The sequence below is a fragment of the Halobacillus sp. ABD4_316 genome, assembly GCF_056161385.1.
Genome location: NZ_JBSWZA010000002.1, coordinates 725697 through 743457 on the forward strand (window position 1 = coordinate 725697; position 17761 = coordinate 743457).

The following is a 17761-nucleotide window of genomic DNA, read 5'->3' on the forward strand; positions in this document are numbered from 1 at the left end:
TGCATCGTGAATCAGCACCAGGATGACCTGATACAAACATACGAAGCGCTCCACGCGCTTGCGGAACCGAGCGGAAAAGAAGAAAAAACCTCCCATTATTTACAGAGCCGTCTGAAGGATGCCGGCTATCAAGTGCACAGCTTCGCCCGCCACTATGGATTTTACGTGGATTATCCGGGGGAGACAGAGGAAGTCATTGCGTTGAGGGCGGATATGGATGCGCTCGTTCAGGAGGTGGACGGGGAAGTGCGTCCGAATCACTCGTGTGGTCATGACGGCCATAGTACGATGGTGCTCCATACCGCATTAAAGCTTATGGAATCCGGTGAAAAGCCACATCATACGGTCCGATTCATCTTCCAGCCCGCGGAAGAAACGGCAGCCGGGGCGTTGCAGATGATGGAAAGCGGAGCCCTTGCGAATGTGAAATTCTTAGGCGGTATCCATCTGCGTCCGGAACAGGAAGTACCTGACGGCAAGGCCGCACCCGTGATTCTGCACGGGGCGATTATTACATTGAAGCTGACGATTAAAGGAGTACCCGCTCATGCTGCCCGTCCGGAACTCGCCAGAAACCCGATCGAAGCTGCGGGCCGCTTGATGGCTTCGCTAAAAGCTGTACATGTGGATACCGGCTATTCCTTGAAGCCGACAGAACTGCATTCCGGCGAAGCAGCGAACCTCATTCCGGAAACGGCGAGAATGACGTTCGATATCCGCTCCGTGTCCAACGACGGGCTGCAGCAGCTCATCGACCAGACGAAGGAAATCATCCAACAGATCGAGCAGGAAACAGGAACAGCAATCGGGAGCGAATGGGTGGAATTCTCGCCTGCCGCTGTCCCAAACGATAAGGCTGCAGGGCTGGCTGAACATGCGGTGGTGGAAGCCTGTTCCAAGGATGCCTTGGCACCGCCGTGTGTTTCACCGGGAGCGGAGGACTTTCATTTTTATACCTTCCACAACAGTGGACTGTCTGCGACGATGATCGGACTTGGGTGCGGGCTTACTCCAGGACTGCATCATCCAGCGATGAACTTTAACAAAAAGGCTCTGATTACCGGCCGGGATATTTTATATGAAATGCTGCGTCTGGCCGATCAAGTAGACTGGAAGGAGGGAACTCCGTGAATATCGAAAAAGTGATTCTCCGTCAGATTAAGATGGATCTTCTGCATCCATTTACGACCAGTGTCGGTACTGAATATGATAAGGACGTCATTCTTGTGGAAGTCCAGTCTGCCAACGGTCATTCCGGCTGGGCGGAGTCCGTATCCATCAACGAGCCGATTTATAATGAAGAAACGATTGATACCAACTGGCCGATGCTTCGGAAGTTTCTCCTGCCCGAACTGCTGAAAGCACCGATCGGTCATCCGAGTGAAGTTTCAGAGCGCTTTCAGTCCATACGGGGCCAATTCAACGCAAAAGCTGCTGTGGAGCAGGCGGTCTGGGACTTATACGCGAAGGAACAGGGACGTCCACTGGCCGAAGTGCTCGGTGGAACGAAAACGTCCATTGATGTGGGCGTCAGCATCGGAATTACGGAAAGTAAAGACGCCCTGCTTGAAAAAATAGCCGGCTATGTGAAGGAAGGATACAAGCGGATCAAAGTGAAAATCAAGCCCGGCTGGGATGTAGAGCTGCTTCGCGCCGTCCGCCGCCGGTTTCCTGATCTTGAAATGATGGCGGACGCCAACTGCGCCTACACGCTCGATGACATTCCCCGTCTGAAGCAGCTGGATGATCTGAACCTGATGATGATTGAACAGCCGCTGGCTCATGACGATATCATTGATCATGCGGAACTGCAGAAGCATTTGAATACACCGGTCTGTCTCGATGAGAGCCTGCACTCCTATGATGATGTCCGGAAAGCGATTGAGCTTGGCAGCTGCAGGATCGTCAATTTGAAGATCGGCCGTGTTGGAGGCCTGCAGGAAACGCTGAAGATTCATAAGCTCTGCCAGGACCACCATATTCCGATGTGGTGCGGCGGCATGCTGGAAACCGGCATCGGCCGGGCGCATAACATTGCTGTCACAGCCCTGCCTCAGTTCCTTTATCCAGGAGATACAGCTCCTTCCAGTCATTATTGGGAGCGTGACATCATTCATCCGGAAGTGCGGATGGACCGCGGTGAAATGAAAGTTCCGGACCAGCCGGGCATCGGTTTTGAGCCCGATATCGACTATATTGAACAATTAACGAGCCATAAAGAAACGTTTACACCAAAGGAAATGACTGCCGACAGCACGATTGGAAAGCAGGGATAGAATGATTGCCGAAGGGATATTACAGCATCAACCAACAGGACAGGAAAGGAAGTACAGCGTCCATGTTCTTTCTTTGGATGCCCTGAAAGAACTGCAGAGGATGCAGAAGGAAGTGGAGCAGCATGTTGATGATTCATCGACGCTGCAGCCGCTGAGCGAAGAAGAGTTCACGACTATTTTAACAGGCGGAGGGCTGCTGATCGGGGTTTATGTGCGGGATACCCTGGCTGCCTTCCGGGCATTATGGTATCCAGGAAAGCACATAGAGAATCTCGGCCGCGACGTCGGTCTTCCGGAAGCCGAGTGGGAGAAGGTCGTCCATCAGGAGATTTCATGCGTGCTTCCTGAATACAGAGGGAACCGTCTGCAGAAAAGCATGGGTGTTTGGATTATGGAGGCTTTCCACGCAGCTGACCACGGCAGGACTCATCTCTTTTGTACGGTTCACCCTGAAAATCCCGGAAGTTTAAAGGATAAGTTCTCTCAAGGGATGGTCATTGCTGCCGTCAAAGAAAAGTATGCCGGTATGCTCCGCTATATTTTCTATCGTCCGATTTCCAGCCCTGTGCTGTGGGATGAGTCTACCATTGTAACCGTTCAGCAGAAGGATTACGCTGAACAAAAATCTTTGATTGAACATGGGTACGTAGGCGTGCAGTGGCAGCCTTCCACGCTTCTCTTCGCTAAAAAACGATAAATAACAGAGAGGTGATAACGTTGTAGGCGTTGTCACCTTTTTGAGCTTTAGGATTGAAAAAAGTTCCATTCCTCTATAGGATGAGATCATTGGATACGCTACCATAGTGAGGAGAATACCTGTGCGCCATTGGTCGAATTATCTCTATTTATTCTACTCGTTTGTCTTTTTACTGAATATCCTTCATACGTTCTGGGCACATGAAACGCTGTACATAATCATTGGGGTCCTGGGGATGGTGATGACGGCCGTCAGTTTCCCCAGATCGGACCGCGTCTTTAAAATTTTAGGAACCGTGCTGCTGACAGCCGGCGGATTTTTCTACTTTTCCAGTGATGCGGTCCTCTCTGATATCCCTCAATTTTTTGCCGGGAATATCAGTCTGCTGCTGCTCATTTCCATGCTTCCGTGGATGAACAGTGTTGTGAAGGCCGGCAGATATAACAAGCTCCTCCAGTCGCTTATCGGAGGCGGGGATCAGAGCTTAAGCGGCTTGTATACGCGCAGTGAGGTTACGATGGTCTCTCTGGCGGCTTTCTTGAACCTTTCTTCCGCTGCGGTCTCTCAGGATCTGCTGAAGGAAAAATTGAAGCAGATGAACACGAAGATGAAGAATAACTTCATTCTGATGGTCACCCTGCGGGGCTATTCGCTCGCTCTTCTTTGGAGCCCGCTGGAGATTCTGCTGGCCACATCCATCTTTATTACGGGAGCCGACTACCTCCAAGTGCTGCCATGGATGCTTGCGATTTCCGTGATCGGCATTGCTCTTGATTCGTTTGCGGCAACATTCACGTACAGGGGTGAATCGATTCCAGAAAACGACCGCACAGGAGCAGCTCCATTGAACAAACGGAAGTTCATGCAGTTTATTGCTGCCCTGGTTTTATTTTTGTGCTTCGTTGTTTTTCTTGGAAATGTCGTCCAGCTTGATTTTCTATTTTCCGTGACGATTGCCATTTTTCCGTTTGCTTTTGTCTGGTCGCTGCTGATCAAGCGCAGGCGCAGTTTTATGAATATTGGGTGGCCGACATGGAAGTGGAAAACAAACCGGCTTGATAACTTTATCGTCCTGCTTCTGACCCTTTCGTTCTTAACGAAAACGCTGAATGCATCCCCTTATCTCCAATACTTACAGGATCCTCTCATCGCAATGGAAGGGCAGCCGATTTTCATCATGTTGTTCATCCAGGCCGCGTTTTTAGTGATGACCCTGCTCGGGGTCCATCCGATTGCTACGATGGGAATCTTTGGAGGGGTGAGCGGACTGTTGACCAGCGCCTTCCCGCCGGTGACCCTTACCATTCTGCTTTCGGTCTGTGCGATAGCCACCGTCCCGTCGGCGCCGTATGGATTGATTGTGACTTTAACGTCTGTGGCATTGAAGGTAAATCCTTACCAGATTGTGCTGCGGAATTTACCATACAGCATCGGGCTTGGTTTTGTAGGCATCGGAGTCGCTCTATTTTCGATGTGGATCTATTGATATTGTAAAAAACCTCCAAAAATTGGAGGTTTTTTACATGGTTCATTTCTGCAGCAATGGGGTATTTATCTTTTGTTGAAAGATTATAGTTGCAAAATTCGTCATTATTTAACATAATTTTTACAAAGTAACGTTTCTAGTAGTAGTTTGAGTCGACTGGTAAACAACTGAAAAGAAAGAGGGGACATTCTATGAGAGAAGATATGATCCGTGTGTTAGACCAAAGAGATATTCTTGTGAAGGAAAATGAGAAATTGCAGCAGCAGCTGGAAGAAGAGCGTGAGAAAGTATCCATGCTTCAGGAAAAGCTGCAGCAGGAGCAGCTGCTTTCTAAAAGTGGTGCTTAATGATCGTTGAGGAAAGAAAATCCCCGGGATGTTGTTAAACCCCCGGGGATTTTCTTCTTTACTTCATGATGGTAGAACCGCGCAGCAGCTCTGGTTTAGCCCCGAGAATGAGGAGGAAGAGCTTGGCATCTCCGACTTCCCTGTGCTTGTCGAGAAACGCCTGCACGACCGGGAAGTCCTCGTGGTTTTTCAAGCGGTTCACTTCCCTTTGGTAGACGGAGAGAATCGATCCTTTGATAAATTCAGGATGGCAGGATTCCAAGTCTTCCTCCATCAGGAGGGCTCCCATGTATCCGTACTTGATCTGGAGCTGACGTGTGAAGCTGACTACATGATTGAGAATGGCGTACACATCCGGGTAGCGGGTTCGGATGTCCTGGATATCTTCTTTTGCCTCATAGAGCTCACCCAAGCTTGCTAATTTGATCATGTTCATCCACTCCTTTTTCCCATGGTTTTTCTAATCCGATGATCCGTGTTAACTCAGCACTATGGTCGCGGCGGAATCGCCTGCGCTTGGCGCGTTCCTCCCCGGACTTATAAAGGAATTTCTCTTCTTCGGTTTCAGGGATGACGTTTGGAACTTTCACGGCACGTTTGTTTTCGTCCAGAGCTACAAACGTCAAGAAGGCGGTGGCAGCCATCCGCCGCTCCCCGGTAATCATATCCTCGGCAATCACCTTGCAGAAAATCTCCATCGATTTCGTTCCTGTATACGAAACAAAGGATTCCACACAAACCGAATCCGTCTGATGAATCGGGTGAAGGAAGTCGATAGAGTCTGTCGACGCTGTCACACATTCCTTGACTCTGGCGTGCCTTCTTGCAGAAAGGGTGGCATTGTTATCCAGCTTCTTCATCAACACCCCTCCGAACAATGTATTGTAGTTGTTCAAATCGTTTATCATCACTTGGTCTGTATTAATTACAAGGCTTTCTCTGGATCGTTTATCTGTCATTTTTCCGACTTCCTTTCTGTAAATAAAATCATTTCGAAGCGCTTATTCGTAAAGACATGTCCCTACAAAAAGGAGAACACCATCAGTGTAAGCCTGAAAAAAGAGAAAGTGAAATAGCAATCCGGCATTCCTACGATAGACAATATCTATGGAAATGCTTACAACCAGTAAAAAATGGCATGAAAAAATCAGCTTGGAAGTCCAAGCTGATTAATATTCAATGCTGTGCATGCGGTTTTGGGTGTATGCCAGCCACTCTTTGGCGGCAAAGGAGATGTATTGATCTTTCGGCCAGATGATAGCCAGTTCCCACGCCATGGAAGGCTGGGTCACTTTGATTCTGCGGACGTTGTCATTCAGTAGTTGGGAGACGCTTTTAGGAAGCAGGGAAATCCCGAAATTGGAAGCGACCATTTTGCCTATAAAGTTCCATTGAGAGCTCTCCGATACAATTTTCGGCAGGAATCCAGCTTCCTGACAGGCCGTCGAGATCCGGTCATTCAAGACGAAGTCCTTGTTGAATAATATAAAGGATTCCTCTTTCAGTTCCGTCAACTGGATTTCTTCCCGGCCGGCCAGCGGATGTTCCGGATGGAGGACGACTTCCAGTTCTTCCTTTAAGAGGAAAAAGTAATGGAATCGTGCTTCATCCGTCGGCAGTACAGTGATCCCCACATCCAGTTCCTCCTGGAGAATCTGTTCCTCGATCTTTTTTGCCCCGCTTTCGACCAGTTGGAAAGTAATGTGCGGATATTTTTTGTGAAAGCTTCCAAGTGTCTGGATAAACTCCTCGGCATCCATGATCGGCGGCAGGCCGATACGCAGGTGGCCTTTCTGCAGACCGAGCAGGTCATCCAGCTGAGTCGTCAGATTTTGAAAGGCTTTATCGATGGTTTTCGCCTGGGTAAGGATGAGCCGCCCCGCGTCTGTCAGGACGACCTTTTTCCTCCGCCGCTCGAAAAGCTCGACACCGAGGTCGTTTTCGAGGTTTTTAATCATTTTACTGATGGTTGGCTGGGAGATATAGAGGTGTTCAGCTGCTTTCGTGAAGCTTTGGAAGTGTGCGACTTCAATGAAATACTGCAGGTGGCGGATGTCCATGAATGAAATCTCCTTTGACGTTTTTTTCTCATCATAAAGGAGCAGGTTCGAGACATCAATCATGGACCGGATGCAGCAATCACTTGTTTTTGGACACCCGGATTGTGGTAAACACCGAAAAAGGATGAATTTTAGAAGGAGATGAGAAGATGGATAACAAAACAAAACTCGGTAAATCAGATTTGTATGTCAATCCCATTGGTCTTGGTACAAATGCCGTCGGAGGACACAACCTTTACCCGAACCTGGATGAGGAAGCCGGGAAGGACGTCGTCCGGACAGCACTGAACCACGGCATGAATTTTCTCGATACGGCCTTTATTTACGGACCGAAACGTTCTGAGGAACTTGTCGGACAAGTGATGAGCGAATATAAGCGTGATGATATCATCCTTGCGACTAAAGGTGCTCATGAATTCAAGGGTGAAGAGGTTGTGTTCAACAACTCCCCTGCTTTTTTAAAGCAGTCTGTTGAAGACAGTTTGAACCGTCTTCAAACCGATTATATCGACCTGTTTTATATCCACTTCCCTGATGAGGATACGCCGAAAGACGAAGCGGTCGGTGCCCTTAAAGAACTGAGAGACCAAGGGAAAATACGATCCATTGGTGTTTCCAACTTCTCTGTCGACCAGTTGAAAGAAGCCAACAAGGACGGATATGTGGATGTGATTCAAAGTGAATACAATCTGTTCAAACGTGGGGCGGAAGAAGATATGCTTCCTTACACAGCGGACAACCAAATCAGCTTTGTTCCATATTTCCCGTTTGCTTCCGGGCTGTTGGCTGGTAAGTATGATAAAAATACGACGTTCAACGATCTGCGTGCAGAAAACCCATTGTTCCAAGGGGAAGAGTTCAAGAAGAATCTGGATAAAGTTGAAAAACTGCGTCCAATCGCTGAACAAAAAGGCGTGGACATTCCTCATATTGTCCTGGCGTGGTATTTGAATCAGCCATCTATTGATGCGGTTATTCCCGGCGCAAAACGCACCGAGCAGGTCGTCGATAATCTGAAAACGCTGGATGTGAAGTTGAGCGATGATGAAATCTCCAAAATCGATCAAATCTTTTCCTGAAAGCCTGCCTTTGTGCAGGCTTTTTTTTCTGTGGCTAGAATAAGAAAGGTGGAAGGGGCCATCCTGGAAATAGAAAAGGAAAGAGGTGGAGGATGAAAATTCTTGGATACAGGTATGTTGATGTTTCTGAACACAGCGAGGCGATGGTGGATTTTTTTCAGAACAAACTGGGCATCGAGAATGCGTGGGAGGATACGGAGGAATACCGCGGTGGTATTTTTAAGACAGGAGACAGCTGGCTTGAATTCTGGCACAAAAATGAGTGTATGATGCCTGTGAAAATGCTGCAGCTGGTCGTGGATGATGCGGATGCTTTTGCGTCTCACGCTAAACAGCAGGGGGTTGAGGTTCACGGCCCCATTGAAGAACATGGGGAAAAGATGTATTCGACAACCGCTCCTGACGGGATGCCTGTGACCATCTTATCCTCTTTATAAAAACAAAAGCCCGGCAAATCAGCCGGGCTTTTGTTGTGGGCAGATGTCTATTCTTTTGATTGTAAACGGATACATATTATTTGTCTAATATTAATACTATTTACACAAATCAAACAACTATTGCTTTATAATGGGGGATGTTGGTGTATCGTGTCAATAAATATCGGGGAGGACCACAAATGAAAAAAAAAGGCCTCGTCAAAGGGGTAAGTTCAGTTGTTGTAAGTTCTATGGTGCTGGGGATGTTTGCCGGACCCGCTTATAATGTCAAAGCGGAAGCACCCACAGCAGATACGCTGTTGTTTTCGGAATATGTGGAAGGCGGTTCCTTTAATAAAGCGCTGGAACTGTTCAATGGGACAGAAAAGGATATAGACCTTAGTCAGTTTACGCTTGATCACCATAATGGGGGGAGCGGGGAACCTACCTATTCCTTCGAGCTTAAAGGCACACTGGCCGCCGGGGAAACGCATGTGATTGCGAATGAGAAAGCGTCACCGGATATTCTCGACGTAGCGGATGAAATAACCAAGGATCAGACGATGGGCTTCAATGGAAATGACACACTTGTTCTTAAAAAAGATGGAGTGGTCGTTGACTCCATCGGGCAGGTCGGGTTGAGTGATGATTTTGCTAAAGACGTTACACTCACCCGGAAAATGGATCAGCTTACTGGAGATACCGATCTATCAGACAGTTTTGATGTAGACGCTTCGTACAATACTTACCCGAAAGATACCTTGTCTTATTTAGGACAATATCCAGAAGATGTTGAACCGGAACCGGATGAGCCGGTGGAATTACAAACAATTGAAGCTGCGAGAAGTGTGGATGATGGGTCGACGGTCAAAGTTCAGGGGATTGTGACAGCATCGTTTGTAGAAGGCGGACAAACCAACATATACATACAGGATGATACGGCAGGCATTGTCGTCCGCGCCGCTGGTCTGGATGCTTCTATTGGGGATGAAGTAACTGCACAGGGATCTTTGACTGATTATTATGGCCTGCAACAGATTGAAACAAGTGCTGAACAGGTATCTGTGACAACTGAAAACAAAGGAATTCCGGATCCTCAGCTCGTGAAAAGTAAAGATTTCTCCTCTGATGAGGGAGAGAACTTCGAAGGTGAATATGTAAAGGTCAATAATATTACCGTTACAGAGAAGAATCAATACGGTGACTATATTGCTGAAGATGAAAAGGGCACTTTCCTGATCTCTCCTAAAACAGAAGTGGAAATGGAAGCCGGTAAAACGTATGAGTTGGTTGAAGGCGTTGTTACGTATGATTTTAATCAATACCGCCTTGTTCCAAGAGAAGAAGCCGATGTCGTTGAAACCATTTTCTCAGTAGCTGCCAGCCCGTCATCAGGCAGCGTAGTGAAAGGGTCCGAAATCAAACTTCGTACCGCCCAGCCGGATGCGTCGATCTACTACACGATGGATGGAAGTGACCCGACAAAAGAAAGTACTGCCTACACAGGTCCTATCACACTGAATGAAGATACAACGATCAAAGCTGTTGTTATCAAAGACAGTGGAGAGGTCAGTGAAACGGCGAGTTTCTCATATGAAGTCATGGCGCCGCTTGATCATGTAGATATTCATGACATTCAGGGTGCAGCTCACGAATCCCCTTATAAGGATATGAACGTGGAGAATGTAGACGGAGTGGTAACCGCCTTGGATGGGAGCAGCGGTTTCTATATGCAGGACCAGGATCCTGACAGCGAAGTGGCCACTTCTGAAGGTATTTATGTCTATTCCAGAAATTCAGGTGTGGCAGTCGGAGATGTCGTTAATGTCAATGGCCAGGTGAACGAATGGAGAGAAGACGGCTATGATGATGCGGACGATCTCTTGACAACGCAGATTAGTGCGGCTGCTGTGGAAGTGACTTCTTCTGATGAGACGCTGCCGGATACGACGATCATCGGTGAGGACCGCATCCAGCCGACCGAAAATATTGAGGATGACGGTCTGACCAGCTTTGATGCAGAGGAGGACGCCATCGACTTTTATGAAAGTCTGGAAGGAATGCGCGTGGAACTGAAAGATGCCACGGTTACAGGACCTCCAAAGTACGATGAAGTAGCCGTTTATGTAGATAAAAGTGAAAACCAGCGGATGACAAATGCCGGCGGGCTGCTCATTTCCCCTGATGACTACAACCCGGAGCGGGTTCTTGTGGATATCGATGGGTACGATGTTGATGTCACCGTAGGCGATCAGATGGACGGATCAATCACAGGTGTCGTCGGATATGATTACAGTAATTTTAAAATCCGGACAACCGGGGATTTCCCAACGGTTGAAGGTGGCGGGACGGAACGCGAAACGTCTGACCTGCAGGTGGAAGAAGATAAACTGAATGTGGCCACGTACAACATGGAGAACTTCTCTGCGGATACTCCTCAGGAAAAAGTGGACCGCATTGCCGAATCTATGGTAAACAACCTGAACCAGCCTGACATTATCGGACTTGTCGAAGTCCAGGACAATAACGGCCCGACGGATGACGGCACCGTAGAGGCTGATGAGTCCTACAAGAAGCTTATCCAAGCGATTGAGGATGCCGGCGGACCGTCGTATCAGTTCACAGATGTCGCTCCGCTGGATAAGACCGATGGCGGCCAGCCGGGAGGGAACATCCGTGTCGGATTTATCTACAACCCGGAGCGGGTTTCTCTTCCTGACAAAGAAAAAGGGGACGCTGTGACAGCGGTGGATGTGGATGAAAACGGCCTTACGCTGAACCCCGGACGGATTGACCCTGAAAATGAAGCGTTTGATGATTCCCGTAAGCCTTTAGCTGCTGAATTTGAGTTCAACGGGGAGAAAATCGTTGTCGTTACAAGTCATTTTAACTCCAAAGGCGGAGATGATGCCTTGTTTGGAGCCAGCCATCCGATTGAACTGGGCAGCGAAGTCCAGCGGATGAAGCAGGCGGAAGTCGTCAATGAATTCGTCCAGAAAGTCGTGGATCGTGTCAGTGATGCAAACGTCGTCGTGATGGGCGACTTGAATGATTTTGAATTCTCCAACCCGATTCATGCCCTTGAAGGCGATGTGATGACAAATATGGTGGAGAAGCTTCCGGTAGAAGAGCGTTATTCCTATAACTATCAAGGGAACTCCCAGGTGCTCGATCACATTTTAGTGACCAACAATCTTTCCGAACGCACGTCGATCGACAGTGTCAATATCAATGCTGACTTCTCAGAAGAAGCCGGACGCGCCAGTGACCATGACCCGATGCTTGCGCAGATTGATTTCGCGGATACCGCCGAGAGGATCTCCGGTTCAGACCGCTATCAAACAGCCATTGAAGTATCTAAAAAAGGCTGGGATCAGTCGGAAACGGTGGTCATTGCACGCGGGGATTCATTCCCAGACGCCCTGGCCGGAGCCCCGCTTGCGTATAAGCTGGATGCCCCGATTCTTTTGACGAAATCTAATAAACTATCATCCGAAGTGAAAACAGAGTTGAAACGTCTTGGTGCGGAAAAAGCGGTCATTCTGGGCGGCGACGGTGCGGTATCCGATTATGTCCGCTACCAGCTTGAGGGTCAGGGTCTTTCTGTTGAACGTATTGACGGAAAAGACCGCTATGAGACGGCTGCCAACATTGCCGCTCGTCTCGACGGCAGCCCGGAAAAAGCGATCGTAGCAGACGGAAGAAATTATCCGGACGCTCTGTCTGCGGCTTCCTTTGCTGCACAAAACGGCTATCCGATTCTATTGACCAAAACGAACGAACTGCCGTCTGAAACCGAGCGTGCCTTAAAGAATATGGAGAGCACGATTGTTACAGGTGGAACGAAAGCGGTCAGTGATGAAGTTTTGAATCAGCTTCCTGACGCTGTGCGCATCAGTGGAGCAGACCGCTACGCAACAGCAGCGAAGATTGCCGGCGAACTCTCCGGAAATTCTAAAGCCGCTTTCGTTTCTACAGGGCGTGACTTTGCCGACGCTCTGACCGGATCTGTCCTTGCTGCAAAATACGATGCGCCTATGCTTTTAGTGAAGCCGGACGATATTCCGGACAGCATTGATGATGTCATCGAAAGGAAGGACTACCGTAACTTTCATGTACTTGGTGGAACAAAAGCCGTAAGCGATGATGTGCTGAATGGTTTGCAGGACTGAAACGTTCCATCTATTCCTCCAGCATCGGATCTGCCCTTTCCCAGCAGAGGCGGGACAGAACTGATGCCGGAGACTTATAAAAGGGGAGAATGAAGAAAATGAAAAATCTGAATTTGAAAGTGTTGGCAACAGCCGCTGTCACAAGCGCCATTGCATTGGGGACTCTGGCCATTCCTGGAGGAGAAGTAAAAGCCGCTGAGGGCGATTTTGACTTGACGATTATGCACACGAACGATACGCATGCACACTTAGAGAACGTTCCCCGACGTGTGACCATCATTGATCAGATCCGTGCTGACCGTGACCATTCAATCCTTCTTGATGCCGGGGACGTGTTCTCAGGTACGCTTTTCTACAATCAGTACAAAGGACTTGCCGACGTCCAGTTCATGAATATGCTCGATTATGATGCGATGGTTCCAGGAAACCATGAATTTGATGACGGGCCGTCAGTGTTCGCTGATTTTATTGATCAAGCTGAATTCCCGATCGTCAGTGCCAACATTGACTACAGTCAGGATGAGCGCTTGAACGGATTGTTCAACGATGAAATCGGCATGCCTGGGGACAATGGAAATATCTATCCTGCTTCCGTCATCGATGTCGATGGTGAAAAAGTCGGGGTATTCGGTTTGACGACAGAAGAAACGAAGTTCCTTGCCAATCCCGGGGATACCATTGATTTCGAAAACTATCTCCAAAAGGCTGAAGATACAGTGAAGAGGCTTGAAGGAGAAGGCGTCGATAAGATTGTCGCTCTGACCCACCTTGGCGTTAACTATGACAAAACGCTTGCTCAGGAAGTGGAAGGGGTGGACGTTGTCGTTGGATCTCACAGCCATACAAAGCTGGAGGAGCCGCTTGTCTATAACGAAGAGGCTGAGCCGACACTTGTTGTCCAGGCATCAGAATATGGAGAGTACCTTGGAGACCTTCAAGTATCTTTTGATGGTGAAGGTGTACTTACGGAATGGGATGGAAAGTTAATCAATGTAGAAGAAAGTGATGTAGCACCTAATGCAGAAGCAGCCGAACTGCTTGCTGAACTGGAGAAGCCTCTTGATGAATTGAAGAAAGAAGTCGTTGGAGAAACGACGGTTGCCTTGAACGGAGAACGTAATGATGTAAGAAGTGGAGAAACGAATCTTGGAAACTTAATCACAGACAGTATGCTTGCCAAAGCTAAAGACAAAGTGCCGTCTACTTCAATTGCGATTCAGAATGGTGGGGGCATTCGTGCTTCCATTGATCAAGGACCAATCACGATGGGAGAAGTCCTTACAACGATGCCATTTGGTAACACCCTTGTCACTCTGGACCTAACAGGGCAGCAGGTGTGGGAGGCTCTTGAAAATGCAGTGAGCGACATTGAGAATACCGGCGGCCGTTTTGCTCATGTATCGGGAATGCAATATACGTTCGATCGCTCAAATGAAGCAGGAGACCGTATCGTTAATGTCAAAGTGAAAACAGACCATGGATATGAAGCGCTTGATCTGGACAAAGAATACACGGTGGCTACGAACGCCTTTATCGCCGCAGGTGGCGATGGATATGAAACATTCAAGGAAGCCAAGGATGCCGGTAAGATGACAGAATTATTCTTTGTAGACTATGAAGTATTCAATGAATATCTGGATGAACAGGGCACGGTTTCTCCTGATGAAGAATCCCGTATTGTTGAAAAAACGACAGAACGTGTGAGCGGAGAGGATCGTTACCAAACAGCCGTTGAGATTTCTAAAAAAGGCTGGGATTCTGCTGACACAGTCGTCATTGCCCGGGGAGATGAGTTTGCGGATGCTCTTGCCGGTGCTCCTCTTGCCTACAAGGAAGATGCGCCGATCCTTTTGACAAAGTCCGGAAACTTGAACAGTGAAGTAGCTGCGGAAATCAAGCGCCTGGGTGCTGAAAAAGCGATTATTCTTGGAGGGACCGGTGCCGTTTCTGAATATGTGAAGTACAAATTATCAGGAATGGGTGTCGACGTAGATCGCATCTCTGGGAAAACGCGCTTTGACACGGCAGCCAATATTGCCGCCCGCCTTGACGGAAACCCTGAGAATGTAGTTGTAGCAGATGGATTCAACTATCCGGATGCTCTGGCTGTGGCTCCTTATGCGGCGAAGGAAGGCTACCCGATTCTCCTTTCTAAAACAGATGAGCTGCCATCCATCACCAAAACAGCTCTTGCTGACTTTGAACAGAGCATTGTTGTAGGTGGAACGAATGCCATTTCTGAAGAGGTCGAAGCGATGCTTCCTGACGCTTCCCGTTACAGCGGTAAGACTCGTTATGAAACAGCCTCTACCATTGCAGAACAGCTGGGTGTGCAGGAAGGGAAGACATTCGTAGCGAATGGTCAGAACTTCGCTGACGCTTTAGCGGGCTCTGTTCTGGCTGCGAAGGAAGAAGCATCCATGCTCCTTGTTAAGCTGGATCAGCTTCCGGAATCCACAAAAGAGACGATTGGAAAGCTTGAAATCAACAACTTCCAGGTGCTCGGCGGTACAAATGCTGTCAGCGATGAAGTGGCAGAGCAATTGGAACAGAAATAAGCATATGAGTATGAGTGAAAAGCCTCTGGTTATGAACCAGGGGCTTTTCATTTGGATGGTATGAAGGATAGAATATTGAAAATAAATTGACAATTATGATTAAGACTAGTAGAGTTATAAAAAAATATCTTATCCAGAGAGGTGGAGGGACTGGCCCTTGGAAGCCTCAGCAGCAGGTCTTTGAGATACTGTGCTAATTCCAGCGGGTGAACAATCCTGATCGATAAGAGACTTCCATCTATTATTTGTCAGTTGACGCACTCATTCAAGGGTGCGTTTTTTAATTGTTTGCCCACCATCACAAGGGGGGAGACAAATGGAATATCAATTTAAGAGAGAAATGAAAACAAGACACCTGGTGATGCTTTCACTGGGAGGAGTTATCGGTACGGGACTGTTTTTAAGCTCAGGGTACACCATCCAGCAGGCCGGTCCGTTCGGGACAATCCTAGCCTATTTGATTGGTGCTTTGGTCGTGTATCTGGTGATGCTCTGTTTAGGAGAGCTGGCCGTTCATAACCCTGAAACAGGGGCTTTTCATACATACGCTCATAACTACATAGGGCCGGGGACAGGCTTTACTGTAGCATGGCTGTACTGGCTGACGTGGACGGTAGCTCTCGGGTCAGAATTTACAGCTGCCGGGCTCTTGATGCAGCGGTGGTTTCCCGATGTAAGTGTGTGGATTTGGAGTGCGTTGTTCGCCGCTCTTATTTTCGGATTCAATGCCTTTAGTGTGAAATTTTTTGCGGAGGCAGAATTTTGGTTTTCCTCTGTCAAAGTGGCAGCCATTGTCCTTTTTATCATTATCGGATTTGGGGCCGCCTTTGGGTGGATACAGCTGTCGGGGTCAGAACCGGCTCCATTCTTTTCAAATCTTACGAGTGAGGGCTTGTTTCCAAATGGTATAACGGCAATCTTCATGACGATGCTTGCTGTCAATTTTGCTTTTTCCGGTACAGAATTGATTGGGATTGCCGCAGGGGAAACGCAGGATCCAGCGAGAACCATCCCGACGGCAATTCGGACAACGGTGGCACGGTTGATCATTTTCTTCATTGGGACCATTGTCATTTTATCCATCTTTCTTCCAAGTGAGGCGGCAGGGGTTGTGGAAAGTCCGTTTGTCGCAGTCCTTGACCGCATCGGTATTCCTTATGCGGCCGATGTTATGAACTTTGTCATATTAACAGCCATCCTTTCCGCAGCCAACTCCGGATTATACGCGTCGGCCCGTATGCTGTGGTCACTGGCGGACAAGGATACCATCTCCCCGGTGTTTGCGAAGCTGACAAAAAAGGGAGTTCCTTTGACAGCGATCATCTTTAGTATGCTTGGCGGCGGTCTGGCGCTGCTATCCAGTATCATCGCCCCGGATACCGTTTACATCATTCTGGTATCGATCTCAGGGCTGGCTGTAGTCGTCGTCTGGATGAGCATCAGCGCTTCCCACTTCCTTTTCCGGCGGGCACACCGGCGGGCAGAAGGAAATGATAGTGGTTTATCCTACAAAGCCCCGTGGTACCCGGTGGTCCCGATTGCGGCTTTTCTTCTATGCCTGGCATCCTGTATCGGCATTGCCTTTGATCCGACACAGCGGATCGCCTTGTACTGTGGGGGTCCGTTCATTGCATTCTGCTATGCGGCTTATTATGTGAGAGAATCTATGAAAAAGAAAAGGGGAGTAAAACATGTCCAACAAACAAAATCTATCTAATCCCATTGAATCTCTTTTGGAAAAACAATCGATGGTTCTCCTGGACGGGGCTTTGGCAACGGAACTGGAATCATACGGATGCGATCTTGATGATCCTTTATGGTCCGCAAAAGTGCTGTTGGAAAAACCTGAAGCGATCAAAGATGTGCATGCCTCCTACTACAGAGCGGGAGCAGACATCAGCATCACCGCAAGCTACCAGGCGACGACTGATGGTTTTGCCCAAAGGGGCTTATCAGAAGAAGAGGCTGTCACTCTTATTAAAAAAACGGTCACGCTTGCCGGGGAAGCACGGGACGAAGTGTGGAGGGAAAATCTTGAGCGGCCAAGGCCGCTTACAGCTGCTTCTGTCGGACCCTATGGTGCCTATTTAGCGGATGGCTCGGAGTATTCCGGTCATTACGGCGTCACGGATCAGGTTTTATTTGATTTTCACCAACCACGTATTCAAGCACTTGTTGAAGCGGGTGCTGACGTTTTAGCGGTTGAAACGCTGCCTTCTCTGCAGGAAGCAAAGGTGATCGGTTCAATTTTACAGGAGTATCCATCTGCGTCTGCATGGATTTCATTTACGTTAAAAGATGGTCAATCGATCAGTGAGGGTACTCCGCTCAAGGAGGTCGCTTCAGCGTTGGAGGGTAATACACATGTGGCTGCTATAGGTGTGAACTGTGCGCCTCTGGAACATGCGGCGGAAGCTTTACAAGAGTTGAACCGCTGTTCGAGCAAGCCGCTGATCGTCTATCCAAACTCCGGGGAAGATTATGATCCGGAAACGAAGACGTGGCATGGGTCTGCCAGCCGGCTTGACTTTCATGAGCAGTCCAAACTCTGGTACGAGCATGGAGCAAGGATCATCGGTGGCTGCTGCAGAACGACGCCCGCCCATATAAAAAAGCTCGCAGACATGTGGAAATCAGAGTGAATAACAGAATCTTTTCAAGCGCTTTTTG

At 48.4% G+C, this 17761-nt stretch carries 14 protein-coding genes and 1 riboswitch; of the genes, 11 read left to right on the plus strand and 3 right to left on the minus strand.

Annotated features, from left to right (window positions below; genetic code table 11):
- Positions 1–6: 6 nt before the first annotated feature.
- The 5 genes from ACXAJH_RS10580 to ACXAJH_RS10600 all read left to right on the plus strand — a co-directional run bounded on the left by ACXAJH_RS10580 (position 7) and on the right by ACXAJH_RS10600 (position 4806).
- On the plus strand, positions 7–1131 hold the full coding sequence (locus tag ACXAJH_RS10580; RefSeq protein ID WP_474969585.1) for an amidohydrolase: 1125 nt from the start codon (positions 7–9) through the stop codon (positions 1129–1131).
- On the plus strand, positions 1128–2276 hold the full coding sequence (gene menC, locus ACXAJH_RS10585; RefSeq protein WP_474989933.1) for an o-succinylbenzoate synthase: 1149 nt from the start codon (positions 1128–1130) through the stop codon (positions 2274–2276). The genes ACXAJH_RS10580 and menC overlap by 4 nt, the downstream gene beginning before the upstream one ends.
- A 1-nt stretch (position 2277) precedes the next feature.
- A complete protein-coding gene (locus ACXAJH_RS10590; protein ID WP_474969583.1) occupies positions 2278–2973 on the plus strand; it encodes a GNAT family N-acetyltransferase in 696 nt (231 codons plus the stop codon).
- A 121-nt stretch (positions 2974–3094) separates the two neighbouring features.
- Complete coding sequence (locus ACXAJH_RS10595) at positions 3095–4459, plus strand: hypothetical protein (protein ID WP_474993886.1); 1365 nt, start codon at positions 3095–3097, stop codon at positions 4457–4459.
- 191 nt (positions 4460–4650) lie between these two features.
- The gene (locus tag ACXAJH_RS10600; RefSeq protein ID WP_474969581.1) at positions 4651–4806 is read left to right on the plus strand and encodes a hypothetical protein; all 156 of its coding nucleotides are present in this window, start codon (positions 4651–4653) and stop codon (positions 4804–4806) included.
- Between the two features lie 58 nt (positions 4807–4864).
- Here the strand turns inward: ACXAJH_RS10600 and ACXAJH_RS10605 are convergent, their stop codons facing one another.
- From ACXAJH_RS10605 to cidR, 3 genes are all read right to left on the minus strand, one after another.
- Positions 4865–5236, minus strand: a complete 372-nt coding sequence (locus tag ACXAJH_RS10605) for a hypothetical protein (protein ID WP_474970959.1) — start codon at positions 5234–5236, stop codon at positions 4865–4867.
- Complete coding sequence (locus tag ACXAJH_RS10610) at positions 5211–5765, minus strand: acyl-CoA thioesterase (RefSeq protein ID WP_474969579.1); 555 nt, start codon at positions 5763–5765, stop codon at positions 5211–5213. Before ACXAJH_RS10610 ends, ACXAJH_RS10605 begins: the two co-directional genes overlap by 26 nt.
- A gap of 210 nt (positions 5766–5975) precedes the next feature.
- The gene (cidR, locus tag ACXAJH_RS10615) at positions 5976–6866 is read right to left on the minus strand and encodes a cidABC operon transcriptional activator CidR (RefSeq protein ID WP_474969578.1); all 891 of its coding nucleotides are present in this window, start codon (positions 6864–6866) and stop codon (positions 5976–5978) included.
- Between the two features lie 149 nt (positions 6867–7015).
- Between cidR and ACXAJH_RS10620 the strand changes: the two genes are divergently transcribed.
- From ACXAJH_RS10620 to mmuM, 6 genes are all read left to right on the plus strand, one after another.
- Positions 7016–7945, plus strand: coding sequence for an aldo/keto reductase (locus ACXAJH_RS10620; RefSeq protein WP_474969577.1), 930 nt, complete (start codon positions 7016–7018; stop codon positions 7943–7945).
- 92 nt (positions 7946–8037) lie between these two features.
- On the plus strand, positions 8038–8382 hold the full coding sequence (locus ACXAJH_RS10625; RefSeq protein WP_474969576.1) for a VOC family protein: 345 nt from the start codon (positions 8038–8040) through the stop codon (positions 8380–8382).
- A 179-nt stretch (positions 8383–8561) separates the two neighbouring features.
- The gene (locus tag ACXAJH_RS10630; RefSeq protein WP_474993888.1) at positions 8562–12533 is read left to right on the plus strand and encodes a cell wall-binding repeat-containing protein; all 3972 of its coding nucleotides are present in this window, start codon (positions 8562–8564) and stop codon (positions 12531–12533) included.
- Positions 12534–12631: 98 nt separating this feature from the next.
- Positions 12632–15091, plus strand: a complete 2460-nt coding sequence (locus tag ACXAJH_RS10635) for a cell wall-binding repeat-containing protein (RefSeq protein ID WP_474993890.1) — start codon at positions 12632–12634, stop codon at positions 15089–15091.
- Positions 15092–15217: 126 nt separating this feature from the next.
- Positions 15218–15321, plus strand: a riboswitch (SAM riboswitch).
- An 86-nt stretch (positions 15322–15407) separates the two neighbouring features.
- Positions 15408–16808, plus strand: a complete 1401-nt coding sequence (gene mmuP, locus ACXAJH_RS10640; RefSeq protein ID WP_474993892.1) for an S-methylmethionine permease — start codon at positions 15408–15410, stop codon at positions 16806–16808.
- Positions 16783–17733: a homocysteine S-methyltransferase gene (gene mmuM / locus ACXAJH_RS10645; RefSeq protein WP_474993894.1), complete on the plus strand. Its 951-nt coding sequence runs from the start codon at positions 16783–16785 to the stop codon at positions 17731–17733. Before mmuP ends, mmuM begins: the two co-directional genes overlap by 26 nt.
- Positions 17734–17761: the final 28 nt, after the last annotated feature.